This is a genomic window from Streptomyces sp. NPDC002643 (assembly GCF_053592555.1).
This window is the reverse complement of sequence record NZ_JBSFVY010000029.1, coordinates 85661-110784: the sequence shown is the minus strand read 5'-3', so window position 1 is coordinate 110784 and position 25124 is coordinate 85661. Positions and strand designations below refer to the sequence as shown.

25 protein-coding genes and 1 pseudogene are annotated in these 25124 nt (G+C 70.8%); 14 read left to right on the top strand and 12 right to left on the bottom strand.

Annotation, left to right across the window (positions count from 1 at the left end; all coding sequences use genetic code 11):
- Position 1 precedes the first annotated feature (1 nt).
- Together haaN and ACWD4G_RS34595 are read right to left on the bottom strand one after the other, a co-directional pair.
- A complete protein-coding gene (haaN, locus tag ACWD4G_RS34600) occupies positions 2 to 478 on the bottom strand; it encodes a cyclophane-containing RiPP N-acetyltransferase HaaN (RefSeq protein ID WP_451300595.1) in 477 nt (158 codons plus the stop codon).
- On the bottom strand, positions 453 to 614 hold the full coding sequence (locus ACWD4G_RS34595) for a hypothetical protein (protein WP_451300593.1): 162 nt from the start codon (positions 612 to 614) through the stop codon (positions 453 to 455). Before ACWD4G_RS34595 ends, haaN begins: the two co-directional genes overlap by 26 nt.
- A 210-nt stretch (positions 615 to 824) precedes the next feature.
- On the opposite strand from ACWD4G_RS34595, the gene ACWD4G_RS34590 reads away from it, so the two are divergent.
- The 4 genes from ACWD4G_RS34590 (at position 825) to ACWD4G_RS34575 (ending at position 6441) form a co-directional block, all read left to right on the top strand.
- Complete coding sequence (locus ACWD4G_RS34590; RefSeq protein WP_451300591.1) at positions 825 to 1583, top strand: GntR family transcriptional regulator; 759 nt, start codon at positions 825 to 827, stop codon at positions 1581 to 1583.
- The gene (locus ACWD4G_RS34585) at positions 1580 to 4105 is read left to right on the top strand and encodes a dolichyl-phosphate beta-glucosyltransferase (protein WP_451300589.1); all 2526 of its coding nucleotides are present in this window, start codon (positions 1580 to 1582) and stop codon (positions 4103 to 4105) included. The genes ACWD4G_RS34590 and ACWD4G_RS34585 overlap by 4 nt, the downstream gene beginning before the upstream one ends.
- A 167-nt stretch (positions 4106 to 4272) precedes the next feature.
- Positions 4273 to 4923 carry a hypothetical protein gene (locus ACWD4G_RS34580; protein ID WP_451300587.1) on the top strand — a complete coding sequence of 217 codons (651 nt, stop codon included), beginning with the start codon at positions 4273 to 4275 and terminating at the stop codon, positions 4921 to 4923.
- A 96-nt stretch (positions 4924 to 5019) separates the two neighbouring features.
- Positions 5020 to 6441 carry a condensation domain-containing protein gene (locus ACWD4G_RS34575; RefSeq protein WP_451300585.1) on the top strand — a complete coding sequence of 474 codons (1422 nt, stop codon included), beginning with the start codon at positions 5020 to 5022 and terminating at the stop codon, positions 6439 to 6441.
- A gap of 10 nt (positions 6442 to 6451) precedes the next feature.
- Here ACWD4G_RS34575 and ACWD4G_RS34570 read toward each other — a convergent pair whose 3' ends face one another.
- The gene (locus ACWD4G_RS34570) at positions 6452 to 7735 is read right to left on the bottom strand and encodes an adenylosuccinate synthase (protein WP_451300583.1); all 1284 of its coding nucleotides are present in this window, start codon (positions 7733 to 7735) and stop codon (positions 6452 to 6454) included.
- A gap of 201 nt (positions 7736 to 7936) precedes the next feature.
- Between ACWD4G_RS34570 and ACWD4G_RS34565 the strand changes: the two genes are divergently transcribed.
- Complete coding sequence (locus ACWD4G_RS34565; RefSeq protein WP_451300581.1) at positions 7937 to 9166, top strand: diacylglycerol kinase; 1230 nt, start codon at positions 7937 to 7939, stop codon at positions 9164 to 9166.
- Positions 9167 to 9257: 91 nt separating this feature from the next.
- Here ACWD4G_RS34565 and ACWD4G_RS34560 read toward each other — a convergent pair whose 3' ends face one another.
- The 3 genes from ACWD4G_RS34560 to ACWD4G_RS34550 all read right to left on the bottom strand — a co-directional run bounded on the left by ACWD4G_RS34560 (position 9258) and on the right by ACWD4G_RS34550 (position 10731).
- Positions 9258 to 9629, bottom strand: coding sequence for a peptidase inhibitor family I36 protein (locus tag ACWD4G_RS34560; RefSeq protein ID WP_451300579.1), 372 nt, complete (start codon positions 9627 to 9629; stop codon positions 9258 to 9260).
- A gap of 113 nt (positions 9630 to 9742) precedes the next feature.
- A complete protein-coding gene (locus ACWD4G_RS34555) occupies positions 9743 to 10309 on the bottom strand; it encodes a hypothetical protein (RefSeq protein ID WP_451300577.1) in 567 nt (188 codons plus the stop codon).
- A 59-nt stretch (positions 10310 to 10368) separates the two neighbouring features.
- A complete protein-coding gene (locus ACWD4G_RS34550) occupies positions 10369 to 10731 on the bottom strand; it encodes a hypothetical protein (RefSeq protein ID WP_451300575.1) in 363 nt (120 codons plus the stop codon).
- Between the two features lie 229 nt (positions 10732 to 10960).
- Here ACWD4G_RS34550 and ACWD4G_RS34545 point away from each other — a divergent pair, with 229 nt between their 5' ends.
- The 4 genes from ACWD4G_RS34545 to ACWD4G_RS34530 all read left to right on the top strand — a co-directional run bounded on the left by ACWD4G_RS34545 (position 10961) and on the right by ACWD4G_RS34530 (position 13839).
- Positions 10961 to 11653 (top strand): TIGR04222 domain-containing membrane protein, encoded by a 693-nt coding sequence (locus tag ACWD4G_RS34545; RefSeq protein ID WP_451300573.1) that lies wholly within the window; start codon positions 10961 to 10963, stop codon positions 11651 to 11653.
- 223 nt (positions 11654 to 11876) lie between these two features.
- Entirely contained in the window at positions 11877 to 12155 is a 279-nt protein-coding gene (locus ACWD4G_RS34540; RefSeq protein WP_451300571.1) for a hypothetical protein, read from the top strand.
- Positions 12152 to 12739, top strand: coding sequence for an RNA polymerase sigma factor (locus tag ACWD4G_RS34535; protein WP_451300569.1), 588 nt, complete (start codon positions 12152 to 12154; stop codon positions 12737 to 12739). The genes ACWD4G_RS34540 and ACWD4G_RS34535 overlap by 4 nt, the downstream gene beginning before the upstream one ends.
- Entirely contained in the window at positions 12736 to 13839 is a 1104-nt protein-coding gene (locus tag ACWD4G_RS34530) for a hypothetical protein (protein ID WP_451300567.1), read from the top strand. The genes ACWD4G_RS34535 and ACWD4G_RS34530 overlap by 4 nt, the downstream gene beginning before the upstream one ends.
- 20 nt (positions 13840 to 13859) lie before the next feature.
- On the opposite strand, the gene ACWD4G_RS34525 is transcribed toward ACWD4G_RS34530, so the two are convergent.
- A complete protein-coding gene (locus ACWD4G_RS34525; RefSeq protein ID WP_451300565.1) occupies positions 13860 to 14783 on the bottom strand; it encodes a hypothetical protein in 924 nt (307 codons plus the stop codon).
- A 118-nt stretch (positions 14784 to 14901) separates the two neighbouring features.
- Between ACWD4G_RS34525 and ACWD4G_RS34520 the strand changes: the two genes are divergently transcribed.
- Complete coding sequence (locus tag ACWD4G_RS34520; RefSeq protein WP_451300563.1) at positions 14902 to 15387, top strand: DNA-binding protein; 486 nt, start codon at positions 14902 to 14904, stop codon at positions 15385 to 15387.
- A 404-nt stretch (positions 15388 to 15791) separates the two neighbouring features.
- A pseudogene (locus ACWD4G_RS34515) lies at positions 15792 to 17042 on the top strand (methyltransferase).
- Between the two features lie 63 nt (positions 17043 to 17105).
- Here ACWD4G_RS34515 and ACWD4G_RS34510 read toward each other — a convergent pair.
- The gene (locus ACWD4G_RS34510; protein ID WP_451300614.1) at positions 17106 to 17642 is read right to left on the bottom strand and encodes a GbsR/MarR family transcriptional regulator; all 537 of its coding nucleotides are present in this window, start codon (positions 17640 to 17642) and stop codon (positions 17106 to 17108) included.
- A 140-nt stretch (positions 17643 to 17782) separates the two neighbouring features.
- Here ACWD4G_RS34510 and ACWD4G_RS34505 point away from each other — a divergent pair, with 140 nt between their 5' ends.
- From ACWD4G_RS34505 to ACWD4G_RS34495, 3 genes are all read left to right on the top strand, one after another.
- Complete coding sequence (locus ACWD4G_RS34505) at positions 17783 to 18748, top strand: ABC transporter ATP-binding protein (RefSeq protein WP_451300561.1); 966 nt, start codon at positions 17783 to 17785, stop codon at positions 18746 to 18748.
- Positions 18745 to 20379, top strand: coding sequence for an ABC transporter permease (locus tag ACWD4G_RS34500; protein ID WP_451300559.1), 1635 nt, complete (start codon positions 18745 to 18747; stop codon positions 20377 to 20379). The genes ACWD4G_RS34505 and ACWD4G_RS34500 overlap by 4 nt, the downstream gene beginning before the upstream one ends.
- Positions 20380 to 20456: 77 nt before the next feature.
- Positions 20457 to 20813 carry a hypothetical protein gene (locus tag ACWD4G_RS34495; RefSeq protein WP_451300557.1) on the top strand — a complete coding sequence of 119 codons (357 nt, stop codon included), beginning with the start codon at positions 20457 to 20459 and terminating at the stop codon, positions 20811 to 20813.
- 4 nt (positions 20814 to 20817) lie between these two features.
- Here the strand turns inward: ACWD4G_RS34495 and ACWD4G_RS34490 are convergent, their stop codons facing one another.
- From ACWD4G_RS34490 to ACWD4G_RS34475, 4 genes are all read right to left on the bottom strand, one after another.
- Positions 20818 to 21414 (bottom strand): Uma2 family endonuclease, encoded by a 597-nt coding sequence (locus ACWD4G_RS34490; protein WP_451300555.1) that lies wholly within the window; start codon positions 21412 to 21414, stop codon positions 20818 to 20820.
- A gap of 88 nt (positions 21415 to 21502) precedes the next feature.
- Complete coding sequence (locus ACWD4G_RS34485) at positions 21503 to 22723, bottom strand: cytochrome P450 (protein WP_451300553.1); 1221 nt, start codon at positions 22721 to 22723, stop codon at positions 21503 to 21505.
- A 343-nt stretch (positions 22724 to 23066) separates the two neighbouring features.
- Positions 23067 to 23762, bottom strand: coding sequence for a response regulator (locus ACWD4G_RS34480; protein WP_451300551.1), 696 nt, complete (start codon positions 23760 to 23762; stop codon positions 23067 to 23069).
- On the bottom strand, positions 23759 to 25108 hold the full coding sequence (locus tag ACWD4G_RS34475) for a sensor histidine kinase (protein ID WP_451300549.1): 1350 nt from the start codon (positions 25106 to 25108) through the stop codon (positions 23759 to 23761). Before ACWD4G_RS34475 ends, ACWD4G_RS34480 begins: the two co-directional genes overlap by 4 nt.
- Positions 25109 to 25124 lie beyond the last annotated feature (16 nt).

The following is a 25124-nucleotide window of genomic DNA, read 5'->3' as shown; positions in this document are numbered from 1 at the left end:
CTCAGACCACCCCCGTATCCACCCGATAAACGATCTTCCCGTCGAACTCCGAGAACCCCAGCGACTTGTAGAAGGCCCGGGCGCCCGTGCTGTCACGGTCCGTCATCCACTCCACACGGCCGCAGCCGGGCCGGGCCGCGGCCAGGGCGCGCAGTTCACCCATGAGCCGGGCGCCGACACCCTGCCGCCGGAGCGAGTCACGGACGTACAGCTCCTTGAGGAAGAGCGAGTGGGAGGAACCCGCGGCCGGCCAGAGAAAGGAGTAGGCGGCAAGGCCGACAAGGCCGCCACCGTCCTCCTCCTCGACCACGAGAGCGGACGCGAGGGGCGGTGACCCGAACAGGGCCTCCTCGACCTGGGACCGGCGCTCCTCGAACGGTTGGATCTCCGTTGCCCCATAGAACCGCTCGATCTCCTCGATCAGTTCGGCCAGACCCACGACGTCCCGCTCGTCAGCGGCCCGAATGCTCACACCCATCGTCATCTCCCATCACCACAACACCGCCCCGACCCACCACGCCCAACACCAGCACCAGCACCAGCACCAGCACCAGCACCAGCACCAGCACCAGCACCAGCACCAGCACCAGCACCAGCACCAGCACCAATCCCATCCCCCCGACGCCCCCTCAGGAACCCCGGCAAGACCCCCATCCCCGTGGCCGATTCATGTCGGTCGTCCCCCAAGCGGCACATCCGTCCGGTCGACCGAACCAAAACACCTTCGCCGGAACCCGAACGCGTAAGGTGACGTGCTCGTAAGAGAACACAGAGAGCACGCACAGGAATGCGTACGCGTACGCGGATGGGGGACCCAGACCACGATGCCCGGCACCGGCGGCGGCAAGGGCGGCGGCAACGGCGCCGTGACCCGTAGCACCCTGCGACAGCAGCTCGCGGACGCGCTCCGTGACGAGGTGCTGGCCGGGAGACTGAAGCCCGGGCAGGAGTTCACGGTCAAGGAGATCGCCGAGCAGTACGGGGTCTCCGCGACGCCCGTGCGCGAGGCCCTTGTCGACCTGTCCGCGCAGGGTCTGCTGGACGCCGTACAGCACCGGGGTTTCGAGGTCCACGAGTACTCGGCGGCCGACTACCGGAGCATGGTCGAGGCCCGCATCCTCGTCACCGACGGCATGTTCCGCCGGATCGGCGGCCGCAGGGTCGACCCCCGTACGGCCGCCTCGCTCGCCGGGGTGCGGCGGCGCGGCGAGGAGGCGCGGCGGGCCGCGACCGCCGGTGACCTGGACATCGTCGTCGGCTACGACCTGCGGTTCTGGCGTGAGTTGACGTCCCTGTTCGGCAACCCGTACCTCACGGACTTCCTGCACCGGCTGCGTGTGCGGTCCTGGGTGTGCGCGGTGCAGCATCTGCGCCGCGCGGGCGACCTCCGGGGCCGGCTGTGGGCCCGTCACACCGATCTCGTCGACGCCCTCACCCGCCGTGACCCGTCCGCCGCCCGGCAGATCGTCGCCGAGTACGACACCCACTCCCTCACCCTCGTGGAACAGCTGATGGAACAGCCGAAGGGGCAGTCGAAGGAACAGCCGGAGGGCCCCCGGGTGGAACCCCCGGCCGACGCATGACCACGCTCTCCGGGCTGCCCGCCACCACCGTCGGCCCCCGCGTGAGCGTCGACCTCTCCGTCGTCATCCCCGCCTACAACGAGGAAGCCCGGCTCGCCCCGACCCTCGACGCGGTCATCGCCCATCTCGCCGCGACCGACGCCGTCGCCACCTGGGAGATCATCGTCGTCGACGACGGCTCGACGGACGGTACGCGGGACGTGGTCGCCGCCTACACCGCCCGTGACTCACGCGTCCAGCTGATCAGCGGCGGCCCGGCCAACCGGGGCAAGGGGCACGCGCTGCGGCTCGGCGTCCGCGCCTCGTACGGGCGTCGGGTGCTGCTCACGGACGCCGATCTCGCCGCCCCCATCGACGAGTTGGAGCGCCTGGACAAGGCCCTGACCGACGGCAACCGTGCCGCGATCGGCTCCCGCGAGGCCCCGGGCGCCAGCATCGGGCGGCGTCAGCACCGGGTGCGCGAGACCCTCGGCCGCGCCGGGAACCTGCTGATACGCCGGCTCGTCGTGCCCGGTATCCGCGACACCCAGTGCGGGTTCAAGCTCTTCGACGGCGACTACGCCCGCGAGGCCTTCGGCGCCTCCCGGCTCGACGGCTTCGGCATCGATGTGGAGATCCTGCGGCACTTCCACCGCTCGGGCTGGCCCGTCGCCGAGGTCCCCGTCCACTGGTCGCACCAGCCCGGCTCGAAGATCCGCCCCACCGACTACCCCCGCGTCCTCGCCGAACTCGCCGCCCTGAAAACGCGCGGCCTGCGCCCCACCGACCTCCTCGCCCTCAGCCTCTTCCTGCTCTTCTCCGTCGCCCTGTACTCCGGCCGCTGGGCGGACCCGGACGGCCGCTATCTCCCGGACTCCCTCCAGGACCAGAACCAGTGGGAGTGGTTCTTCGCGGTGACGGCCGACAACCTCCGCCATCTCCGCAACCCCCTCTTCACCGACTTCCAGGGCTTCCCCGACGGCGTCAACCTCATGGCCAACACCGTCATGCTGGGCCTTTCCGTCCCCCTCGCCCCGCTCACCCTCACCCTCGGCCCGGCGGTCACCCTCTCCCTGGTGATGACCCTGGGGCTGGCCGCGACCGCCGCCACCTGGTACTGGCTGCTCGTCAAATGGCTCGTACGCCACCGGGGCGCGGCCTTCGCGGGCGCGACCCTCGCCGCGTTCGCGCCCCCGATGGTCAGCCACGCCAACGCCCACCCCAACTTCATCGTCCTGTTCATGCTGCCGCTGATCATCGACCGGGCGCTGCGGCTGTGCACGGGCGGCGGGACCGGTACGGGTACGGGTACGGGCGGCTCCCCGCACCCCGGCGACGGGACACGCTCCGTACGACGCGACGGTGTCGTCCTCGGCCTGATGGCCGCCTACCAGATCTTCCTCGGCGAGGAACCCCTGCTGCTGGCCGCGATGGGCATGCTGCTCTTCGCCACCGCGTACGCGGTCGTACGCCCGGACGTGGCCCGCGAGGTCTGGCGCCCCCTGCTGAAGGGGCTGGGCGTCGCGGCGCTGGTGGCGCTCCCCCTCGTCGCCGTCCCGCTGTCCTGGCAGTTCCTCGGCCCCCAGAGCTACAAGGACATCGCGCACGGCGACAACACCGCCAACAGCCCCCTCGCCCTGCTCTCCTTCGCCGAACGCTCCCTCCTCGCCGGCGACCGCGAACGCGCCGACGCGCTCTCCCTCAACCCCACCGAGCAGAACGCCTTCTACGGCTGGCCCCTGGTCCTCCTGGCCCTCGGCATCGTCGTACGCCTCTGGGAACGCCCCCTGGTGAAGGCGCTCGGCTTCACCGCCCTGGCCGCCGCCGTCCTCTCCCTCGGCAAGGAGTTCCGCCTCCCGCAGACGGACCTGGTGGTCCCCGGCCCCTGGGCGCTCCTCGCGGAACGGCCCCTGTTCGAGTCGGTCATCGAGGCCCGGGTGGCGATGATCTGCGCCCCGGTACTGGGCATGCTGCTGGCCCTCGCCTGGGAACGCCTCGCGGCCGCGCAAAGAACCACCACCCTCTACACCGGCTTTCTGGCGATCACCCTCGCCCTGCTGCCGATCGTCCCGGCCCCGCTGACGTCGGAGGAGCGCAGAGAGGTCCCGGCGTTCATCGCGGACGGGACGTGGAAGGCGTACGTCGATGTCGAGGCCGGCGAGACCCTGGTCCCCGTGCCCCTGCCGGACGCCGGCAACGCGGAGGCGCTGCACTGGCAGACCACCGCCGACTTCGGCTTCCGGATGCCCGGCGGCTACTTCAACGGCCCCTTCGGCGAGGACCGCACCGGTATCTACGGCGCCGTCCCCCGCCACACCTCCAACCTCCTGAGGGACGTCCGCTACGGCGGCGAGCTGCCGGTGATCGGGGTGAACTGGCAGGCCCAGGCCCGCCGGGACTTCGCGTACTGGCACGCGGGCGCGCTGGTCCTCGTCCCGCAGACGAACGACGACCAGCTCCGGGAGACGGTGAACAAGCTGGTCGGGAAGGAAGGGAGATGGATGGCCGGTGCATGGGTATGGGACCTGCACGACGGGGGCTGAAGGACCTCCTGACGGAGACTGCGGGACCTGTACTACGGGGACTGCGGGACCTGCACGACGGGGACCGATGCGGCCCCCAGCCATTACGCTTCCCTGACCACTGTGTGCCGTACGCGAACGTATCCCTACCGTGCGTGTGCGTGCCGGATGACGCGAGGAGTTCTCCTTTGGCCTGTGACCTCTGGCTGGTCCCGCTCGTCGACGTGTTGTGCCACACGCCCGACAATCCCTTCGCCGAGGAACTCGCGCTCTACAACGAGGTGCTGGGCGAGGCCGGGCTGCCACCGGTGCCGGTGTTCCAGTACATGCCGGGGATGACCGGAGATGTCGCCCCGGTCGCGGGTTTCGACTACGACGCGCTGCATTTCCTTCGCCGGGCCTATCTGCTCCAGGTGTGCGGGCTCCCGGTGACGCCCGTGGACGAGTTGGGCGGGGACTACGAGCAGTTGCTGGAGATGTTCGAGGGCACGGCCCAGCAGTCGCATCTGGTCTGGCACTACGACCACGCCGGTGTCTATGTCCCGGTCGACTTCCCGGCGCCGCTGTCCAGCGACGAACTCCTCGCCGGGGGCGGCCCGTTGGGCTCCTCCCACGCCCTGCTGAGGGAACTGGAGTTCGTGGCCCCGTCGATCGGCATAGACCCGGCGAACCCCCCGGCTCGGCCCGAAGCGCCGCTCCAGCCCACGGAGTTGGAGGAACCGGCCGTTCCGGCGCCGTACGACCCCAGCCCCTTCGCCCGTGAACGCCATGTCTGGCTGGGCCTCCACGCGGCGGCGACCAGAAGCCTTGCCCAAGGCTCGATGATCGTCTTCAGCTGAGCCGGAACGGGGCGTTCCCTTCGGATCATCCGCTCGTTGGCAACGAGAAGTGGCATCGCAAGTGACATCGCCGTCTGCCACCGATCGGAGAGCCCCGTGCGCGTGACCGACATCCAGCGCTGTGAGATCCGCCCCGGCCGCCTCGTGGAGTGGACCCTGCACCCGACGTCCGTCGCGACCGCGTCCAGAACGCCGGACGACCCCCGCCCCCCGGCGTATCTGCAGGAGGCGCATGTCCGTACCGCCCGCACGGTGCACGAGGACGGCCTGTTCGTACCGACCTGGCTGGGCACGGCGTTCGACATCCCCGGCCCGGTCGACCTGGACGCCCTCCAGGAGGCGCTGCGCTGCTGGACCCTGCGCCACGAGACGCTGCGCAGCGGCTTCCGCTGGCAGGAGGACGAACTGCGCCGCTTCACCCTGGACCCCGGGGCGATGGCCCTCCACCGGGAGGACAAGGGCGACTTCACCGACCCCCTGACCCTGACCCGCTATCTACAGGACCGTTTCGACACGGTCGCCAACGCCCTCACCTGGCCGAACTACATCTACACGGCGGTCACCCGGCCCGACGGCGCCGGCGTGTACCTCGCCTTCGACCACAGCAACGTGGACGCGTACTCGGTCCATCGCATCCCGGCCGAGATCCACGAGCTGTACGAGGCCGTACGCGCGGGCCGCCCCCTGGACGCCTCCCCCGCGGCGAGCTATCTGGACTTCTGCGCGGCGGAACGCCTGGACGCGGACGGCATCGACGCCACCCACGAGATCGTCTCGCGCTGGCGGTCGTTCATCCGCCGCTGCGACGGCAGACTGCCCAGCTTCCCCGTGGACCTGGGCTTGAACGACTCCGGTGGCCCCCTGCCCACCCAGCGCCTCGTCACCGAGACGCTGGCCGACGACACGGAGGCGTCGGCCTTCGAGGCGTACTGCCGACCGTACGGCGGCAGCCAGGTCGGCATCCTGGCGGCCACGGCCCTGGCCGTGCACGAGATCGGCGGTCAGCAGGTCTACCGCACGGTGGTCCCCTTCCACACCCGGGTGAAGTCCCGCTGGTCGGACTCGGTGGGCTGGTACGTGGGCGGCGCCCCGATCGAGATCCCGGTGGGCGAGGCCCCGCACTTCGACGCGGTCCTGAGAATGGTCCGCGCGGCACTCCGCGAGAACCGCCCCCTGTCCCGTATGCCCGTCCAGCGGGTCCTGCACCTCCTGGGCGAGGACTTCCGCCCGACCTCCCCGGACCTGTACTCGATCGTGTCGTACGTGGACACCCGGGGCACACCGCTCTCCGAGCGCTGGCGGGAGCTGCGGACCTACGGCCTGATCCGGGTCTCGTACGGCGACCAGGTCTGCGCCTGGACGACCCGTCTCCACGAGGGCCTGCAGTTCGCCGCCCGCTATCCCGACACGGACACGGCCGCGAAGAACCTGCACCGCTACATCGAGCACCTGCGCGACCGCATCGCGAGCGTCACCCCGGCCGGGCGAGCCGCTTCCGCGGCTCGCCCGGGTTCATGAACACGCCGGACTAGATGAACGAGTTGATCTCGATCGTCTCGTCACGGCCCGGGCCCACGCCGATCGCGGAGATCGGGGCGCCGGACATGTCCTCCAGCGCCTTGACGTAGTTCTGGGCGTTCTTGGGGAGGTCGGAGAAGGACTTCGCCTGGGTGATGTCCTCCGACCAGCCCGGAAGGGTCTCGTAGACCGGCTTGGCGTGGTGGAAGTCGGACTGCGAGTAGGGGAGTTCCTCCACGCGCTTGCCGTCGATCTCGTAGGCCACACAGACCGGGATCTGCTCCCAGCCGGTGAGGACGTCGAGCTTGGTGAGGAAGAAGTCCGTCAGGCCGTTGACACGGGTCGCGTAACGGGCGATCACGGCGTCGAACCAGCCGCAGCGACGGTCACGGCCGGTGGTCACACCCCGCTCACCGCCGATGCGGCGCAGCGCCTCGCCGTCCTCGTCGAACAGCTCCGTCGGGAACGGGCCGGCGCCGACGCGGGTCGTGTACGCCTTGAGGATGCCGATGACACGGCTGATCTTCGTGGGGCCGACACCGGCGCCCGTGCACGCACCGCCCGCGGTGGGGTTGGAGGACGTGACGAAGGGATACGTCCCGTGGTCGATGTCCAGGAGCGTGCCCTGACCGCCCTCGAAGAGGACGACCTTGTTGTCGTCGAGGGCCTGGTTGAGGACCAGGACCGTGTCGGCGACGAACGGGGCGAGCTTGTCGGCGTAGCCCAGCAGCTCCTCGACGACCTGCTCGACGGCGATCGCGCGCCGGTTGTAGAGCTTGGTGAGGACCTGGTTCTTGATGTCGAGGGCCGCCTCGACCTTCTGCGTGAGGATCGACTCGTCGTAGAGGTCCTGGACGCGGATACCGACACGGTTGATCTTGTCGGCGTAGGTCGGCCCAATGCCGCGCCCCGTCGTACCGATCTTCCGCTTCCCGAGGAAACGCTCCGTCACCTTGTCCGTCGTCACGTTGTACGGAGTGATGATGTGCGCGTTTCCGCTGATCAGGAGCTTGGACGTGTCGACGCCACGCTCGTTCAGACCGCTCAGCTCGGAGAGCAGGACCGACGGGTCGACGACGACGCCGTTGCCGATGACCGGAGTGCACTCCGGTGTGAGGATGCCGGAGGGGAGAAGGTGAAGGGCATACTTCTGGTCGCCGACGACCACCGTGTGGCCAGCGTTGTTGCCGCCCTGGTAGCGGACCACGTAGTCGACCGAGCCGCCGAGCAGGTCGGTGGCCTTCCCTTTACCCTCGTCACCCCACTGAGCACCGAGCAGCACAAGTGCGGGCACGCGCGTACACCCCTTCCGGGCGGGGCATGTCCAAGGTCGGGGGCGTACGCGGTGACGGAGTGGCCGCCGCGTGCACCGCGCGACCGTCGTTGGTCGCACACTGTTGGACCCGGGTGCCCCGGAATAGACGAAGCCCCTGGCGCAATAGCGCAAGGGGCTCTTGCACAAAGATGCTACCCGAGGAAGCGAGGCAGGACCGAGGTGGCGACTGGCGACCAGCTCCTCGTGGTCATCGACCCCCTCGCCCGTCACACGGACGGTGAGGCGGTACGGATCGCGAAAGACGTGCTCAGCGCGGGTGCGGCGAGTACGAAGATCTGTCTTCCGGACGGTCCCGAGGAATTCTCCCGGGCCCTTGCGCGACGCGGTTCCCGGCGGCCGGTGGTGGTCGGCGACGACCGCGCGCTGCTGCGGACCGTGGCTCAATTGCACCGCGGGCGCGAGCTGGGTGCGTGCGCCCTGTCCATGGTCCCGGTGGGTGTGGCCCTGGGCCTCGCCCGGACCCTGGGCGTTCCGACGAACCCGGTGACCGCCGCCCGCACGGCCCTCGACGGCACCGAGCGCCGGCTCGATCTGCTCGTCGACGAGAGCGACGGGGTGGTACTGGGCCGCCTCCGCATTCCGGCCCTCGCGGGGGCCACCGCGCTGGAGGCGGAGGCGGAGGGGGACGGCGAGGAGGAGAGGGAGTGGGAAGGCGACGGGGATGAGGGCGTGGCGACGTGGAGGGGGTCGGGGTGGGGAGCGGGTCCGGCTCCGGGGTCGGGGCCCGGGTCGGCGGGTGCCGGTGAGGACGTGGGGTCGGGGACCGGGATCGGGGCCGGGAGCGGAATCGGGGCCGGGAGCGGGGTCGGGACCGGGGTCGGCGCTGGGAGCGGGATCGGGATCGGGCCCGGGGTGAGCGCCGGTGCCGGGGACGGCTGTGGGGAGGGCCGGTCGCAGGACAGGGGCGGCGGGAACGGTCGTTCGGAGGACAAGGGCGGCAGAGCGGGTGGAGCGGTGGGTGGGGCGGGCGGTGGGCCGTCGGCCTGGCTGCGCAGCTGGCCGCAGTCCCTCGTCCGTACGTTGTCCACGCGGCCTTCGCGGCCCGTGCGGGGCTCGCGGCCCCTGCGGCCCGCCCGTATACGGGTCACCTCGGCGGCCGGGGTCGGCCCCTCCCGGCTGCGGGTGGAGGTGGATGGGGTGGTGCTCGTCGACCTGGACCAGCCGGTGGAGACCGTGGCCATCGCCACCGGCGCGGGCGGCAAGGCCGATGTGGAGGTACGGCCGGTGTCGCTGGGGACCGAGGCCTCGCCGCTGCACGCGGTCGGCCGGTCGGTGACGGTCTCCGGCGCGGACTTCCGGTACCGCACGGATTCCCTGCTCGCCGGACCCGTACGCACGCGTACGTGGACGGTGCTGGAGGGGGCGTGGGGGTTGTTGTTGCCGAGGTGAGGGCGGGACGGTGAGGCCGGGACGGTGAGGGCGGGACCGGGGGTGGCGGGGCGCCCGGCGGTCGAGGCCGGACGCCCCACCCTTCACGGGGTCAGCAGCTCATCGCCCAGGTGTGGGAGTCGCCCTTGTCGTTGGCGGCGCCGTTGTAGGCGACCTCCTGGCCGGGGGTGAGGCAGATGGTCATATGGCCGCCGAGGTGCGCGCTGGAGTACACCTTGACGTGGTCCTTGACGCCGGGGCCGGAGATCCCGTGGTTGGCCCACGAGGAGTCCTCGTCGGCGATGTTGCTCTCCCACCAGCGGTCGTCGCCGGTCCACTCGATCTTCATGCCGGTGTAGTTGGCGTCCGTCCACACACAGAAGTTGCCGCTGCCGCAGGGGGCGGCCTCGGCGGCGGCGCCGGTGGCCAGCACGGCTCCGAGGGTGAGGAGTCCGGCGGAGAGCAGGGCGGTGAGGCGGTTCATTTTCGGTGCGATTCCCTTCGGGGGTGATCGGTTCGGGTCGGGTCTGTCTGGATCGGTATTGATCGGTTCGTGCTGGGTGGGTCGTCGAGTGGGGTCGGCCGGGGTCGGAGGGGTCAGCCGGTCTCCAGTACGGCTGTGGCCTGGGCGAGGGCGTGGGACCGCAGCCGGCGCCAGTCGGTGAGTTCGGCTCGGCGGTCGGCGCGGACCTCGGCGAGGGTGCGGTGGGTGTGGGCGGCCTCGGGGCGGAGGTTGTTGACGACCACCGACGCGCGGAACCAGCGGCGTTGGTCGCCGTAGAGACGCCGCTGGGCGGCTGCCAGACACCCGTCGGTATGGGCGCTGACGACATGCCCGGTGGTCAGCCTCAACGACAACTCCGGCCGCCCCGCCCCGAACAACGCCGCGTCGACCCGTTCCCGCTCATCACCCGGCGGCGGACTCTGCCCCGGCCGCGGCGGCGTGAGCCCCTGCCGCAGAAGGCAGTCGTCGGTGAGGCGCTGGGTCGCGACCTTGATGACGTCGTCGGGCGAGAGGTCGGGCGGGACAGTTGTCGTGGTACAGCCGGTGAGGGGGAGGAGCAGCAGTCCGCAGGCCAGGGTGAGGGCCGCTGCCGCACGGGGGTAGGGGTGAGGGCCGGAGCGGGGGCGGGGCCCGGGGCTGGGGCGAAAGAGGAGGCGCATCCGAGGTTCGGGGAGGAGGTGGGCTGATGACTGGTGGCCGATGAACCGGTGCCGCCGGATCAGCCCGGCTCGCAGCCCATCCTCGTGTCGCTGACTCCGTCGATCTTCGTGGCCCAGGCCGTCCAGTTGTTGTCGTAGTCGTCCGGGCGGATCTCCCGGTAGAGGCAGCCGCCGCCGGGCGGGTGGCTGATCGCGAAGACGCTGGCGCGGGCGTGGGAGTCGAAGGAGTACGCGTGGCGCTTCACACGGTCCGCCGCCTCCTTGTAGCCGGGCGGCGCGTAGTCCCACGCTCCCCCGGCGCCCATCTGGTTGGGCTCCCGCCAGAAGTACACGTACCCCGGCGGTACGGCGGCGGGGACGGCGGGCGGCGCGGTGGCGAGGAGGACGGCGAAGACGGCGGGCAGGACGGCGAGACGGCGCATGCGGGGGATTCCCAGTGGAGGTCGGCGAAAGCTGACACGGCAGCCTGCCCGACCTATGTGGCGGTATGCACGGTTTCACCCGTTCAGGTGAGTGCGGCGATCCGCACCCCCGGAACCGACGTGGGCGGAAAGCTCAAATGCTGCTCTGAAGTGGGTGGTTGGGAGGTTATGGGTGGTTCCGGCCGGTGACACTGCGGGCAAGCGGGGGTGTTCGAAGGGGGTGGCCCGGATGCGGATCGGGTTTCGGCGGAGCAGGAGCAGGAGCAGCAGGGCGGCGGCCGGGGACGACGGCCGGGCGCTGGGCCTGTACGAGGCCGCGTTCCTGGCGGGTGGGGCCCATCGGGTGGCCGACTGCGCGCTGATCGTGCTGGCGGGGCGCGAGTTGGTGACGGTGAAGGGCGCGCGGGTAAGGGCGGTGCGGGTCCGCGCGGTTGGCGGGCAGCCGCCCCTGCGTCCGGTGGAGCACGTCGCGTTCGAATTCTGCCGCCGCAGCCGGACCGTCGCCGCCACGCACACCGCCGTGCGCCGCTCGCCGGAGGCGGAGGAGATCGCCCGCCGCCTGGCCGGTCAGGGCCTGGTGACAGCCTCCCGGCACCGAACGACCCGCGCCGGCAAACGCCGACTACGGTCGGCCGAACGGACCGGCACCCTCCCCGCATACGTCTTCGCCGGCCCCGCGGCCCTCCCCCGCGGCCGCGTCCGACGCGACACCACCGACGCCCAGCCGATCCCGTCCGCCCTGGTCCGCGCCCTCCGCCGCATGGGCAAGGCCCTGGACCACGACTTCGAGCACGACTACGACTACGACTCCGGCACCGGCACCGGCACCGATTCCGCTTCGGACTGCGGTTCGAGTTCCACTTCCGACAGCGGTTCGGGCGGCGGGTTCAGCTGCGGGGGTGGGGGCGGCGGAGGGGACTGAGACGACTGACGTGGCGGGTGCGGTGGGTGTGGTGGGTGTGGTGGGTGTGGCCGGCATCGCTGGCGTGGCTGGCGTGGCGGCTCCGCCGAGTCGGTGAATACCCGAACGGCAGTGCTCCTCGGCTTTCTTGACGCCGGAGTTCACGGAACCGCCGTTTCCGGGCTCTCCCTTGTGTCGGGGCCGGGCCGCTGGTCCTGGCACCCGCGCGTGAGAGGAGAGCGTCATGGACACGGCCACGGTCGTCGTCACCATCGTCTCGATCGTCGTCGCCCAGGTGAGTGCCGTCCTCAGCCTGTGGCTGCGGCTGCGCTGGCGTGTGCGGCGGGAACGGGTGCAACGCCAGTACCTCGCCAGTACCGTTGACGCGGTCGTCGGCGGAGGGTGCCTGAAGGTCGATGAGCAGCGGAACGACGGGCAACGGCTTCGGGTGGAGATCACCCGCGCCGTTGCCGGGACGGATTCACCCCGTACGTCCATCGGTACGGAGGATGGTTCGGCGTGAGCACCCGTGAGCCGGCGGACGAAACCGGTGCCGAGGCAGCGGAGTTGGCGGCGCCCGAGACCGACCTCGACGCGTTCGGCCGGACCCGACGTGAACGTCTCGCCGTGGACAGGGAGTTCTCGGCCTTCTACCGCGAGACCGTCCGCGGCCTGGTCGGCTTCCTGGTCAATCACGGCGCGTCGCTGCCGGACGCCGCGGACATCGCCCAGGACACGATGGCCCGCGCGTACCGCCGGTGGACCGGGCTCCGTACACCCCGGGCCTGGGTCCATAAAGTCGCGTCACGCGCCTACATCCGGCATGTCGTCGAAGTCCGGGAGGAGCCGGTCGATCCACCGCCCCAGCAGCCTTCGCCACTGCTCCGACGGGACGCGGTCGCGGACTGGGAAGCCTGTCACGACGTACTGCGGCAGGTGAGGCGACTGCCGCACCGGCAACGGCAGGTCCTTGCCTGGACCATCAGCGAATTCACGCCCACCGAGATCGCCGAAGAACTCGGGATGACCCCCGAGGCGGTACGCGCCAGCCTCAGGAAGGCCCGCCGCGCCATCGCCGGGAACGTCGAGGAGGGGGAGGAGCAGTGATCAGCAACAGCATGGCGGACGGCCCCGACGAGACCGCGGAGCGTTGGCTCGCCCGGCAGCGCGCCCTGATGAACGACCTCGATGGCGTCCTCGATGTCGAAGCCGGTCTGCGGGAGGTCCTGCTCGGGTCGCGCACGGCCGCGATGGTCGACGATCTCGATGGCGTCCTCGATGTGGCGGCGGGTCTGCGGGAGGTGCTTCCCTCGGCGTCGCCCGCGCCGGAGGACCGGCCGCAGGGGGCTACCGCGAGGGCGGAGTCCCCGTATGCCGGACAGCCCCTGTCATCCGTCGACCCGCAGACCCGTATGCGACTGCGGGTCCACCCTGGCGTTGTGAGGGCCGGCCGCGACCTTGCCTCGGCTCGTGCCCTTGCTTCGGCCATTGCCTCGGCGCGCGACCGCGCACACGCCCTTGAGCTCCGACTCAGCTACGCCCTCGACATTGCCCTCGACCTCGACGACGCCCTCGGCGCCACCCATGCCCGCGACCTCCCCGTCGACCTGCACCAGACACTCGACACTGCCCGCGACCGCGCCCTCGGCCTCTCCCTCGCCCTCGACCTCGCCCTCCGCTCCCGCACGCGCACACGTGCCCGTGAGCGCGCGCTCATCCGCGCCCGCGCCGTGTCCCACGAACACGCCCAGTACCTGGACCACTACCTCACCGTCTCCCGCTCCCGCGCCCATGCCCACGGCCTCACCCGCGCCCTCGCCCCGGGGCTCGACCATGCCGGTGCCCTCCTCAACGACCTCGTCCTCGCCCTCGCCTGTGACCTCGACGAAATCAACACCGTGGTACGCAACCGCGCCGAAGCGGTGCGCCAGGCCCTCGAAATCGGACTCGGCCGGAAACTGCCCCCTCTCGACGAAGAGTCACTCGACCGGTTCCTCAACGACTTCACGGCCTCCGACCTGCGCACCGCCGACCTGAACGGCATCGACCTCTACGGCGTCCGCTGGTCCATCGAGGGAACCCGGTGGCCGCAGGAGGTCGATCTCGAAGATCTCAAGGCCCGCTCGGTGGAAACCCCACAGGGCAGCGGAATCTGGATCGTCCGGCAACAAGGCAACGCGACAGTCTGGGACACCGCCACGCTGTGACCCGGGCAGGCCGGAGCGAGTCAGAAGTGTTCGCCTCGGGAGGGGTGGGTCGGGAGGCCCAGGCCGGTGAGCCAGAGTTCGCCGTTGTCGCCCGCGCTGATGTCGTGGGCGCGTAGTTCGTTGGGGCCGGTGGCCTTGCGGGCGCGGCACTCGGCGATGGCGAGTTCGGCGATCCGGCGGGGGCCGTCGGGGTCGGTCTCCGGCACCTTCGTGCGCCACCACTGGTGGTCCTCCAGGGTCTGCCAGCCGCGTTCACGCATCCGGGCCTGGTGTTCCTCGGTCTGTTCGGTGCCTCGGTCGTGGATGCCGACGGACAGGTGGGCGTCCTCGTACGCCACGATCATGTCGCGGCGCCAGTCGCGGGCCGTCCAGAGGTTGAAGCCGATCCAGTCCCCCGGGGCCTGCACGGGAATCTGCTCCACCCACGCGGCCAGCATCAGTTCGAGGCCGGTGGTCGCGTGGTCCCAACCGCTCGCGACGATCACCCCGTTGTACGTCCACGAGCTCGCGAATCCGGGGCCCTTGCGGTCGAGTTGCCAGATGTACGGCAGTCGGTCGAAGCCGTGCGGCTCGCCCTTCCGCCCGAGGTCCGTACGGTCGAAGGCCGACCATTCGTCCTGGTCGAACCGGTCGGCGTCGTGCAATTTCAGTTCGACGTGGGTGTGGTCGCCGGACAACAGCAGGACTCGTTCGCGGGTGCACCAGCGCACGCTCGGGCCCCTGGTCGCGCCGCCGAGGAGGGTGGGGGCACCGATACGCGCCACGATCGCCTCGTACACGGGGCGGAACGCCTCGCGACGGGCGATGCGGTCCGCTCCGCCGGGGTACGTCAGGACGGTGGCCGGCTCCGCCTCGACGCCGTTGGACAGGGGGCCGTTGAAGAGGGCTTCCGCCGTGTCCGCGGCCCGTATCGCCGAGTCGGCGGAGTCACTCGTGTGGGTCATGGGGTCATCATCCCAAGGCGGTTGGCGCGTCGGTCCGCAGGTCAACGCGGATGCGTTGGCTTCGAGTGCGTATGAATATTTCGTTGACAACAGATTGTTTGCATCGGATGCTGGCTGTATGTCGTCCACTTCCCCACAGCCGAATTCTCCGCAGCCGAACGAACCCGACACCGACTTCACCGCCCCCGGCGCCCCCTTCACCCCTCCCAGCGCCGACGAGGCGCGGGCCCAGCGCACATACACCTCGCTGTTCCGGATCGCCGAGCGGCACGCGGCTACCGACGAGCAGCGCCGGCGGCAGAACCACCCCCATGTCCTCGCCCCGCACGAGGCGATCCGCCTGGTGTCGTTCCTGCTCAGCGGGGCCGCGCTGCCGACCGACGGCGAACCGGAGGTCGACCGCGCCGACATCACCGCCGCGCTCACCCTGATCCCCCTCGCCCGGGGCGAGATGGACGAACTGGAGGTCGGGCTGCTGGAGATGGCCCGGGGGCGCGGGATGACCTGGCCGGAGATCGCCTTCGGGCTGGGGCTCCAGACCCCGCAGGCCGCCCGGCAGCGCTATGAGCGGCTGGCCAGTCGTACGGACGGCGGCGCCAAGTAGCGGCAGGCGGCGGCAAGCGGGGCCGGACTGCGGCAAGCAGGGCCGGGCGGCGGCAAATTGGGCCGGGTGGCGGCAAATTGGGCCGGGTGGCGGCAAGTTGGGCAAGTAGGAGGCCGTCAGGCCGAGTTGCCCGAGGAGCGGCAGCCGTGCGAGCCTCGTATGACGTCTCTCCGGAAGGGCTGGTCATGACGCTCGGCATGGTTCTCGGCGACTCCTGCGCTCGCACTTCGACGCGCGAGCGGTAGGCCGGCCTGCCCTGACACGGCGGTAACGCCACCCGTCCCAGGCACGGCGGCAGTGCCACCTGCCCGGCCGAAAACCCGTGCCGCCGCACCGGCCGTTTCCCGTGCTCCTCGTCGAAGTGCTCTTCGTGCCCCCGCACGTCCACTCACGAGGAGTACGCCATGTCCACGCCCGCGCCCAAGCGCCTCTCCCCCACCTCCGTGCCCACCATCCAATGGGCCGACGCGGAGACGAACACCCTCTGTTCCGCCCGCTGGCATTCCGAGAGCGCGGCTCCGCCGCCCGGCCGGGTCGTCGGCGCGGACGACCGTATGAAGGCCGACACCGCTCACCGGCTGGCCCGCGCAGGCACCGCCCTGCTCTGACGGGGCGACTTCCCCAACGCCCGGCAACTGCTGAGCGCGATGGCCCGCCGTGTCGACCGGCACATCCACCAGCACACCGAGCGGCATACCGACCCGCACATCGGCAAACGGCCTCCCCGGCGAGATGACGACCCGGCGGACTCCTTCCTGCTGCACCGCCGGGCCCGTGGTCACCGGGCCCGGATGCTGGGCAGGCTCCTCGTTCTGCTGGAGGACGACTACCGCCTGGACCTGCGCCGAGCCCCCGATGTGCGCCGGGCGTGCGCCGAGGCGTACGGCCCTCCGGCCGGGCCGATGGCCGTCTCGCTCACCGAGCTGCTGGGCGTGGTCGGAGCGCATCAGTGGCGTATGAAGGGTGTGGAGGTACCGGCCCTCGGCGCTCGCGTCCATCCGCACTACGGCGTGTTCTCCCCGGTCAGGGGCGAGTACGTCGACCTCGTCGCGCGGGCGCCGCTCCCCGTACTCCCGCTCGCACCGGCACCGGGTCGCGCAGGGTGCCGTACCGCGTTCGACCTCGGTACGGGGACGGGAGTGCTCGCGGCCGTGCTGGCCCGGCGCGGTGTCGACCGTGTCGTGGCCACCGACATCAGCCCCCGCGCCCTGGCCTGCGCGCGGGAGAACGCCCGGCGGCTGGGCCTGACCGGGCGCGTCGACGTGACGGGCCCCGCCCTCTTCCCCGACGGACGCGCGGACCTCGTCGTATGCAACCCGCCCTGGCTTCCCGTCCGGCCCAACTCCGCCTTGGAGCAAGGCGTCTACGACCCCGACGGCACCATGCTCCGCGCGTTCCTGGCCGGGCTTCCCGCGCATCTCGCGCCGGGCGGCGAAGGCTGGCTCGTCCTGTCGGACCTGGCCGAACGGCTCGGCCTGCGGACCCGCGGCCAACTGCTGGACGGCATCGCGGCGGCGGGCCTGCGCGTGGTGGACAGGATCGACACCCGGCCGCGCCATCCGCGTACGAAGGACACCACCGACCCCTTCCACGCCGCCCGCGCCACGGAGATCACTTCGCTTTGGCGTCTCACCACGGCTCCCACCGGGGACTGACACCGCCGCGCCCCGCCGTACGCGCCTACGCGCCCCCTCGACCCAGCGTACGGCGGCCGGGCCTCACCCCTGCCGGAACTCCTTGTCCCGGTAAGCGCGCCAGCGATCCATCATCGCCGCGACCTCTCCCTCGACGAACTCGAAGAAGGCGAGCGTCTCGGCGAGACGGCGGCCGGCCGGGGTGTCGGCGCCGAGGCTGGCGACACCCTCGCGCAGGCCGTCCTGCCAGCGCTTGAGGATGGCCTCGCGGTTGGTGAGGGCCTCGTACCACTGGTCGCTGTGGACGCGGTAGCGCTCACGGCGGGAGCCGGGCTCGCGTTCGCGTGACACCAGGTGCACCTGGGCGAGATAGCGGACGGCACCGGAGACGGCGGCGGGGCTGATCCGGAGCTGTTCGCCCAGCTCGACCGAGGTCAGCGCGCCGGTGTCGGAGGCGAGCAGCGCGGCGAACACCCGGGCCGGCATCCTCGGCACCCCGGCCTCCACCAACTGCGCCGCGAAGTGCTCGACAAAACGGGAGACCAGCTCCGGGTCCCGGCCATGAGAGATCGACTCCGGGTCCCGATCACGGGAGACCGGCTCCGGGCCCCGGCCGGACATGTCCACCTCGGCCCTCGATTCCGTCATCACCGCATCATCTCCCCTGGTCAGCCCCGGTCGGCCACCGCCATCGAGTCTACCGGCGTTTTATACGCTTCCTTAACTTCACAATTTTCTGAAAGAAGCGTACGTTCTGAAGCATGACGAAGGCGATCACCGTCTCAGGACTCCACAAGTCCTTCGGACGGACCCACGCACTGGACGGGCTCGACCTGACCGTCGAGACCGGCGAGGTCCACGGCTTCCTCGGACCCAACGGAGCCGGAAAGTCCACCACCATCCGCGTACTGCTCGGCCTGCTGCGCGCCGACGCGGGCGCCGCCCAGGTGCTCGGCCGCGACCCGTGGGCCGACGCGGTCGAGGTGCACCGCCGGATCGCGTACGTCCCCGGCGATGTGACCCTCTGGCGCAACCTCTCCGGCGGTGAGGTCATCGACCTGTTCGGACGGTTGCGGGGAGGGCTGGACGCGCGGCGCCGCGCCGATCTGATCGAACGGTTCGAACTCGACCCCACCAAGAAGGGGCGCACCTACTCGAAGGGCAACCGGCAGAAGGTCGCCCTCGTCGCCGCCTTCGCCTCCGACGTCGACCTGCTCATCCTCGACGAACCGACCTCCGGCCTCGACCCGTTGATGGAGGAGGTCTTCCAGCGGTGCGTCCACGAGGAACGCGACCGGGGCCGTACGGTCCTGCTCTCCTCGCACATCCTCAGCGAGGTCGAGGAACTCTGCGACCGCGTCAGCATCATCCGCAAGGGCGTCACCGTGGAGAGCGGCACCCTCGCCGATCTGCGCCATCTGACCCGCACCAGCGTCACCGCCGAACTCGCCGCCCCGCCAGGCGGCCTCTCCCGTCTCACCGGCGTCCACGACCTCGACATCCAGGGCAACCGCGTCCGCCTCCAGGTCGACACCGACAAGCTCGACGCCGTGCTGCGTTCGCTCAGCGAGTCGGGCGTACGGTCCCTCACCTCGACGCCTCCGACTCTGGAGGAACTCTTCCTGCGGCACTACCAGGACGATGTGCGCGATGACGTACAGGGCGATGCGCAGGGTGCCGTACAGGGTGATGTGCGGGACGGGCGGGAAGGGGCGGTCGCGCGATGAGCACCACCACCGCCCGGACGGCACCCACCGCACCCACACCGTTCGCCGCCCGGCCCGGCGGGAGCCGTCAACTGGCCGGTACGGGAACCCTGTTGAGGTTCGCCCTGCGGCGCGACCGGGTCATGGTGCCGGTCTGGGTCGCGGTGATCGGCCTGATGGTCCTCTCCATGCCGAACAGCCTGAAGGGCCTCTACGCCACCGCCGCCGAACGCGCCGATCTGATGCGGCAGATGGGTACGAACGCCTCGCTGCGCGCGCTGATCGGCCCGGTGTTCGACGACTCGCTGGGCGCGCTGACGGCGTGGCGGGTCGGTGTGTACGCGGGGGCGCTGGCCGCCGCGATGAGCCTCCTCGTCGTCATCCGGCACACCCGGGACGAGGAGGAGAGCGGGCGCCAGGAGATGGTGGCGTCCGGGACGGTCGGTCGTCGGGCCTCGCTGACCGCCGCGCTGCTGACGGCCGCGATCGCCAACGGTGTACTCGCCCTGCTGGTCACCGCCGGGCTCGCGCCGTACGGGGCGGGGAGCGCGCTGGCGTTCGGGCTGGGGCTCGCGGGCGTCGGGATGGTGTTCGCGACGATGGCGGCGGTGGTCGCGCAGTTCACCGAGAGCGCGCGGCTGGCCCGGGGGCTGACGGCGGGGCTGCTGGGGGCGGCGTTCGTGTTGCGGGCGGCGGGGGATGCTTCCGCGAACGAAGGTTCGTCTTTTTTGACGTGGGTGTCGCCGCTGGGGTGGCTCGAAAACGAGCGTTCGTTCGCGGATGAGCGGTGGTGGGTGCTGCTGCTGTTCGTGGCGGCGACGCTGGCCCAGGGCGCGGTGGCGTATGTCCTCGCCGGGCGCCGTGATGTCGGCATGAGCTTCCTGCCGACCCGGCCGGGCCCGGCGAACGGCCGGCTGGCCACGGCGGGCGCGCTGGCCTGGCGGCTGCAGCGGGGCGGCGTACTGGGCTGGAGCATCGGCTTCTTCCTCACCGGAGTCGTCTACGGCGGACTGGTGGAGGGCGTGGCCGACCTCGTCGGCGACAACGACAACGCCCGACAGGTCTTCGAACGCATGGGCGGCCAGACCGGTCTGACCAACGCGTTCCTCGCCTCGATGATCGGCATGATGGGCCTGTTCGCCGCGCTGTACGTGGTGAGCGCGGTACTCCGGCTGCATGGCGAGGAGACCTCGGGGCGGGCCGAGCCGGTGCTCGCGAACGCCGTGGGCCGGCTGCGCTGGGCGGGCGGCCATCTGGCCATCGCCTTCGGCGGCTCGGTCTGGCTCATGCTCCTCACCGGCCTCGGTTTCGCCGCCGGTCACGGCAAGGACGTGGGGCCGATCCTGGGCGCCTGTCTGGTGCAGGTGGCCGGGGTGTGGGTGATCGGCGGCCTCGCCGTACTCCTCTACGGCCTCGCGCCCCGGGCGGCGATGGCGGCGTGGGGTGTGGCCGGAGCGGTCCTTCTGATCGGCTGGATCGGCCCCGCCCTCAACGCACCCCAGGCCGTCCTGAACCTCTCCCCCTTCGGCCATCTGCCGAAGCTGCCGGGCGGGGAGATGGACTGGGGGCCGGTACTGACCCTGATCGGGCTGGCCGTGCTGCTGGCGGCCGGGGGGTTGGCGGGGCTGCGGAGGCGGGACATCACGACGTGAGCCGCGACGTGAGGGGGCCGATGGCCGGGTGACCGGGCGGCCGGGTGCCCTGCTGGTCGAGGGCGCGTCCCTTCCTCGTGGAGAACCACGGTGGAGCGGGGCGCGTCTTCCCGTTCGTGGAGCGACCGGACGGGTGGGGCCCGGGTGACGAGCCGGAACTGCTGAATCTGCGGCAGGGGGAGGACGAGCCGGGCGGCCGGCAGAGTGCGCTGGCCTGCGGGGGCTGCGCGCTCTCGGTGGTGGGCGCGCTGACCGCCACGCTGATCTGGAGTTCCTCGGCCCGTACGCGGCGGCATCTGCGCGGCGGCTTCGAGGGCGAGGGCATGGACTACACGGTCCTCGTCACCGAACTCCCCCTGGTCCTCGCGGCGGGAGCCGCCGTCCCGGCGCTTGCCTGCCTGCTGGTGGGGTGGGTTTGGGGGCGGCGCCGGTGAGCGGTCAGTCGACGTAGTGCTTCAGTTCCTCGGTGTCGAGTTCGATGCCGAGCGGGTCGGGCAAGGAGAGTTTCGCGCCGAAGGTCTTCCTGACAGCGCTGCGATACCCGCCGCCGGGGGCCGGATCGCTGAAGAGCGTGACCGAGTGGTCGTCCCGGTCGACCAGCAGGTAGAAGGGAATCCCGGAGTCGGCGTAACCGGCGGGCTTCTCCTCCCGATCACGACGGTGGGTGTCCGAGTCGTACGAGGTGATCTCGACCGTCATCACCACACCGGCGGTGTCGGCCCAGTCCCCCTTGCCCGTGAACGTCCCCCGGGGCGCGAGCACGGCGTCGGGCAGTGCCCGCCCCTTGCGGTACCTCTCGATCCGCAGCCCCAGCTCCCCGCCTCCATACAGCCACAGCCCCGTGCCGGCCACGAGGAAGCTCTCCTGCAGCCACCTGATGACCTCGCTGTGGTTGCCGTCCGTCATGCCCTTGATCCCGACCCGTCCGTTGATGAACTCCAACCTGACGGCGTCGAACTTCTTGGCCACGTACGCGGCGAGTTCCTCGAACTCCTCCACGGACATCTGGGACGTGTGCTGCGCCATAACCGTCATGGTGCCTCCCTTCGTAGGCAGACACCAGCTTGGTTGCCGGTCGGCGCACCTCGGGCCGGATCATCCGCGCGATCATCCGAACGGGTGATCACCCCGCCGTCACGTCCAGCCCTTCCAAACCCCGGATCACAAAGCCCGGCTTGCGTTTCGGTTCCGTGGTCGGGGCGAGGGTGGGGGCCTGTTCGAGAAGGGCTCGCATGGAGGCGGCCAGTTCGACACGGGCGAGGGGGGCGCCGATGCAGTAGTGGATGCCGGCGCTGAAGGAGATGTGCGGGTTCTCCTCGCGGGTCAGGTCCAGTTTCTCGGGGGTGTCGAACACGGCCGGGTCGTGGTTGGCCGAGCCGAAGAGCATCGCGATCTCCGCGCCCCTCGGGATGGTGGTGCCGTCGATCTCGATGTCGTCCAGCACCCACCGCTCGAACAGTTGTAGCGGGGTGTCGTAGCGCATCAGCTCCTCCACCGCCGCCGGCACCAGGGAGTGGTCCGCGCGCAGCGCCGCCAGCTGGTCGGGGTGGCGGAACAGTGACCACCAGCCGTTGACCGTGGCGTTGACCGTCGCCTCGTGGCCCGCGTTCAGCAGCAGGACGCAGGTCGAGATCATCTCCTGCTCGGTCAGCCGGTCGTCTTCGTCGTGCGCGGCGATCAGGCCTGAGATCAGGTCGTCGGCGGGGTGCTCCCTGCGGTGTGCGATCAGCTCCCGGAGGTACTCCGAGAACTCCACCGACGCCCGCACCGCCTTCTTCGCCGTCTCCTCGGACGGGTTCAGCTCATACATCCCGCAGATGTCCGCCGACCAGGGCCGCAGCGGTGCCCGGTCCGCCTCCGGGATGCCGAGCATCTCGGCGATCACGGCCACCGGCAGCGGCTCGGCCACGTCCCGCAGCAGATCACCGCCACCGGCCTCCACCAACCCGGCGACCAACTCGTCCGCCAGTCCGTCCACATACGGCTTCAGCCGCTCGACCGTGCGGGGCGTGAACGCCTTCGATACCAGCCGCCGGATTCTCGTGTGGTCCGGGGGTTCCAGGTCGAGCATCCCGTGGTCGTTCAGCGTGTGGAACGGTTCATGCTCCGCCGGCGGCGCGCTGCGGCCGAAGTCCTCGTGCGTGAACCTGTGCTGGTACGTCCGCCCCAGCCGTCGGTCCCGCAGCAGCGCCGACACCTCCGCGTGATGCGGGACGAGCCACTGGTTCGTCGGCTCGAAGTACCGCACCCGGCCGCCCGCCCTCAGCTCGGCGTAGGCCGGATAGGGGTCGGCCACGAAGTCGGGGTTCCACGGGTCGAACGCGAGGTCGGATGCAGCTGCCATGACCGGACGCTAACCCGCCCCTGGGCGGATGAACAGGCTTGACTTGCACCGTGACCTCGGCAGAACCGACGGCTGAACCGGCTTTCCGGGGCCTCGCTCGGGCATCGGGAGGATGTCGGCGCACTGGGCGCCGTCGGTCCCTCCCGCGAAGGGAGCCCGCGAACGGGAACTCGTCGCACGCCTCGACCGCCCCGCCCAGGGCGGCTCTCTCCGACGGAGCGACAGGCGAACACGACCTGTCCGTACCGATCTTCACCTCTCCCTGCTCGGGCTCCTCCGACGCGGCGGCGACCGGCTCGGTCATGCCGACCGCCCGCTCCACCCCTTGACACCGGGTGCTGCCTCAGCTTGGCGTGACCAGCCGCGCCTCGTAGGCGAAGACCGCGGCCTGTGTGCGGTCGCGCAGGCCCAGTTTGACCAGAATCCGGCTGACATGGGTTTTGATCGTGGACTCGGCCACCACCAGGCGTTCGGCTATCTCCGAGTTGGACAGGCCCTGGGCGATCAGGATCAGCACCTCCGTCTCTCGTTCGGTCAGTTCCCCATAGGCCAGTTGGGCCGCCGCGGACGGCTTGGAGGGCTCGGCGAGCTTGGAGAACTCGGTGATCAGACGCTTGGTGATCGAGGGGGCCAACAACGCCTCACCGGCGGCCACCACTCTGACCCCGTCGGCCAGTTGGCGCGCCGAGGCGTCCTTGAGGAGGAAACCGGAGGCTCCCGCCCGCAGGGCCTGATACACATACTCGTCGAGGTCGAACGTCGTCAGGACGAGCACCTTGGCGCCCTTGCCGGCCGCCACGATCTCCCGCGTGGCCTCGATACCGTTCAGCTCGGGCATACGGATGTCCATCAGAACGACATCGGGGTCCAGTTCACGGACCCGGTCCACCGCGTCCCGGCCGTTCACCGCCTCGCCGACCACCTCGATGTCCGGCATCGCGCCCAGCAGTACCGAGAACCCCTCCCGGACCATCATCTGATCGTCGGCGATCAGCACCCGAATGGTGGTGGTGCCGGTGCCGACCCCGGTGCCGGTCATGCGTCGGCCTCGCTCACGCCGGCGACCGGCAGGAACACCGTCACCTCGTAGCCTCCTTCTTCCGTCTCGCCCGTGGTCATCTCGCCGTTCAGCATCGTGACGCGCTCGCGCATGCCCGTGATGCCGTGGCCCGCCCCGTGGGTGGACTTCACCAGGGTCACCTCCGGGGACGGGCCGTTGACTATGCGCAGGCCCAGCCCGCCCAGGACATAGCCCAGCTCCACACGGGCCGTCGCGCCGGGTGCGTGCCGCAGGCTGTTGCTGAGGGCCTCCTGGACTATGCGGTACGCCGACAGCTCGACGCCCTGCGGGAGTTCGCGTACCGCTCCGGTGACCGTCTTCTCCACGGTCAGGCCCGCCTCGTGGACATTGGCCAGCAGACCGTCGAGGTCGGCGAGGGTGGGCTGCGGGGCCTCCGGGGCCTCGTAGTCCTCGGCGCGGACGACCCCGAGGACCCGGCGCAGCTCGGTCAGCGCCGCCACCGCGTTCTCCCGGATCGTGGCGAAGGCCTGCTCCAGCTCGGGCGGTGGGTTCTCCACGCGGTAGGGCGCGGCCTCGGCCTGGATGGCGACCACCGACATGTGATGGGCGACCACGTCGTGCAGCTCGCGGGCGATGGTCGTGCGCTCCTCCAGCAGGGTGCGCTTGGAGCGCTCGTGGGCCGTCACCGTCTGCTGGGCGGTCACCTCCCGCACGGCCGTGCGCCGTATGTTCAGCGCGGAGGCGGCCAGCAGGGACATCGCGGAGACGACCAGGAACGGGCCCGTGTTCGACGAGTAGTGCCCGGCGCCGAGGAGGGTCTCGAAGACCACTCCGTACGCCGCGGTCAGTGCCCACATCCAGGCGGCTATGCGGGGGCGGGTGCGCAGGGCCACGACCGTCAGCACCACCAGATGGGCCGCGAAGCTGCCGGGGGCCCAGGGCCAGTCGCTCCACATGGAGGTGAACGCCGCGACGACCGGGGTCGCGGCCAGGGACACCCAGAAGGCGCCTACGGGCCGGACCAGGGTCAGCAGGATCGGAGCCCCAGCGAGTACAGCGGCCACCAAGATGCCGAACTCGCCGCCGCGCTCACTGGCCGAGACCGCGATGGTCATGGCCAGCAGGGCGGCCACCGTCACGAGCGCGTGCGGGGTCCAGGCCACATACGCGCGGACGCGGCCGGTGATTCTGCTGGTGAACAGGCCGTCCAGCTTCAGCGGGGGCAGGGGCCGGTAGGCGAACGCGTCGTGGAACAGGTCCCGTCGCAGTCCTCGCCACGCGTCCATGGCGAACCTGAACTCCGGGCTGCTCTGCTGGGGCCCGCCGGGCGGGGGCATCGTCTGCGTGTGGGTCGTCTCGGTCACATGGAAAACGGTAGGT

What these genes read in the sequence shown, in the direction of transcription:
- haaN (WP_451300595.1), bottom strand. Translation starts at nt 478, where the DNA reads ATGGGTGTGAGCATTCGGGCCGCTGACGAGCGGGACGTCGTGGGTCTG.
- ACWD4G_RS34595 (WP_451300593.1), bottom strand. Translation starts at nt 614, where the DNA reads ATGGGATTGGTGCTGGTGCTGGTGCTGGTGCTGGTGCTGGTGCTGGTG.
- ACWD4G_RS34590 (WP_451300591.1), top strand. Translation starts at nt 825, where the DNA reads ATGCCCGGCACCGGCGGCGGCAAGGGCGGCGGCAACGGCGCCGTGACC.
- ACWD4G_RS34585 (WP_451300589.1), top strand. Translation starts at nt 1,580, where the DNA reads ATGACCACGCTCTCCGGGCTGCCCGCCACCACCGTCGGCCCCCGCGTG.
- ACWD4G_RS34560 (WP_451300579.1), bottom strand. Translation starts at nt 9,629, where the DNA reads ATGAACCGCCTCACCGCCCTGCTCTCCGCCGGACTCCTCACCCTCGGA.
- ACWD4G_RS34555 (WP_451300577.1), bottom strand. Translation starts at nt 10,309, where the DNA reads ATGCGCCTCCTCTTTCGCCCCAGCCCCGGGCCCCGCCCCCGCTCCGGC.
- ACWD4G_RS34550 (WP_451300575.1), bottom strand. Translation starts at nt 10,731, where the DNA reads ATGCGCCGTCTCGCCGTCCTGCCCGCCGTCTTCGCCGTCCTCCTCGCC.
- ACWD4G_RS34545 (WP_451300573.1), top strand. Translation starts at nt 10,961, where the DNA reads ATGCGGATCGGGTTTCGGCGGAGCAGGAGCAGGAGCAGCAGGGCGGCG.
- ACWD4G_RS34540 (WP_451300571.1), top strand. Translation starts at nt 11,877, where the DNA reads ATGGACACGGCCACGGTCGTCGTCACCATCGTCTCGATCGTCGTCGCC.
- ACWD4G_RS34525 (WP_451300565.1), bottom strand. Translation starts at nt 14,783, where the DNA reads ATGACCCACACGAGTGACTCCGCCGACTCGGCGATACGGGCCGCGGAC.
- ACWD4G_RS34520 (WP_451300563.1), top strand. Translation starts at nt 14,902, where the DNA reads ATGTCGTCCACTTCCCCACAGCCGAATTCTCCGCAGCCGAACGAACCC.
- ACWD4G_RS34510 (WP_451300614.1), bottom strand. Translation starts at nt 17,642, where the DNA reads ATGTCCGGCCGGGGCCCGGAGCCGGTCTCCCGTGATCGGGACCCGGAG.
- ACWD4G_RS34505 (WP_451300561.1), top strand. Translation starts at nt 17,783, where the DNA reads ATGACGAAGGCGATCACCGTCTCAGGACTCCACAAGTCCTTCGGACGG.
- ACWD4G_RS34500 (WP_451300559.1), top strand. Translation starts at nt 18,745, where the DNA reads ATGAGCACCACCACCGCCCGGACGGCACCCACCGCACCCACACCGTTC.
- ACWD4G_RS34490 (WP_451300555.1), bottom strand. Translation starts at nt 21,414, where the DNA reads ATGACGGTTATGGCGCAGCACACGTCCCAGATGTCCGTGGAGGAGTTC.
- ACWD4G_RS34485 (WP_451300553.1), bottom strand. Translation starts at nt 22,723, where the DNA reads ATGGCAGCTGCATCCGACCTCGCGTTCGACCCGTGGAACCCCGACTTC.
- ACWD4G_RS34480 (WP_451300551.1), bottom strand. Translation starts at nt 23,762, where the DNA reads ATGACCGGCACCGGGGTCGGCACCGGCACCACCACCATTCGGGTGCTG.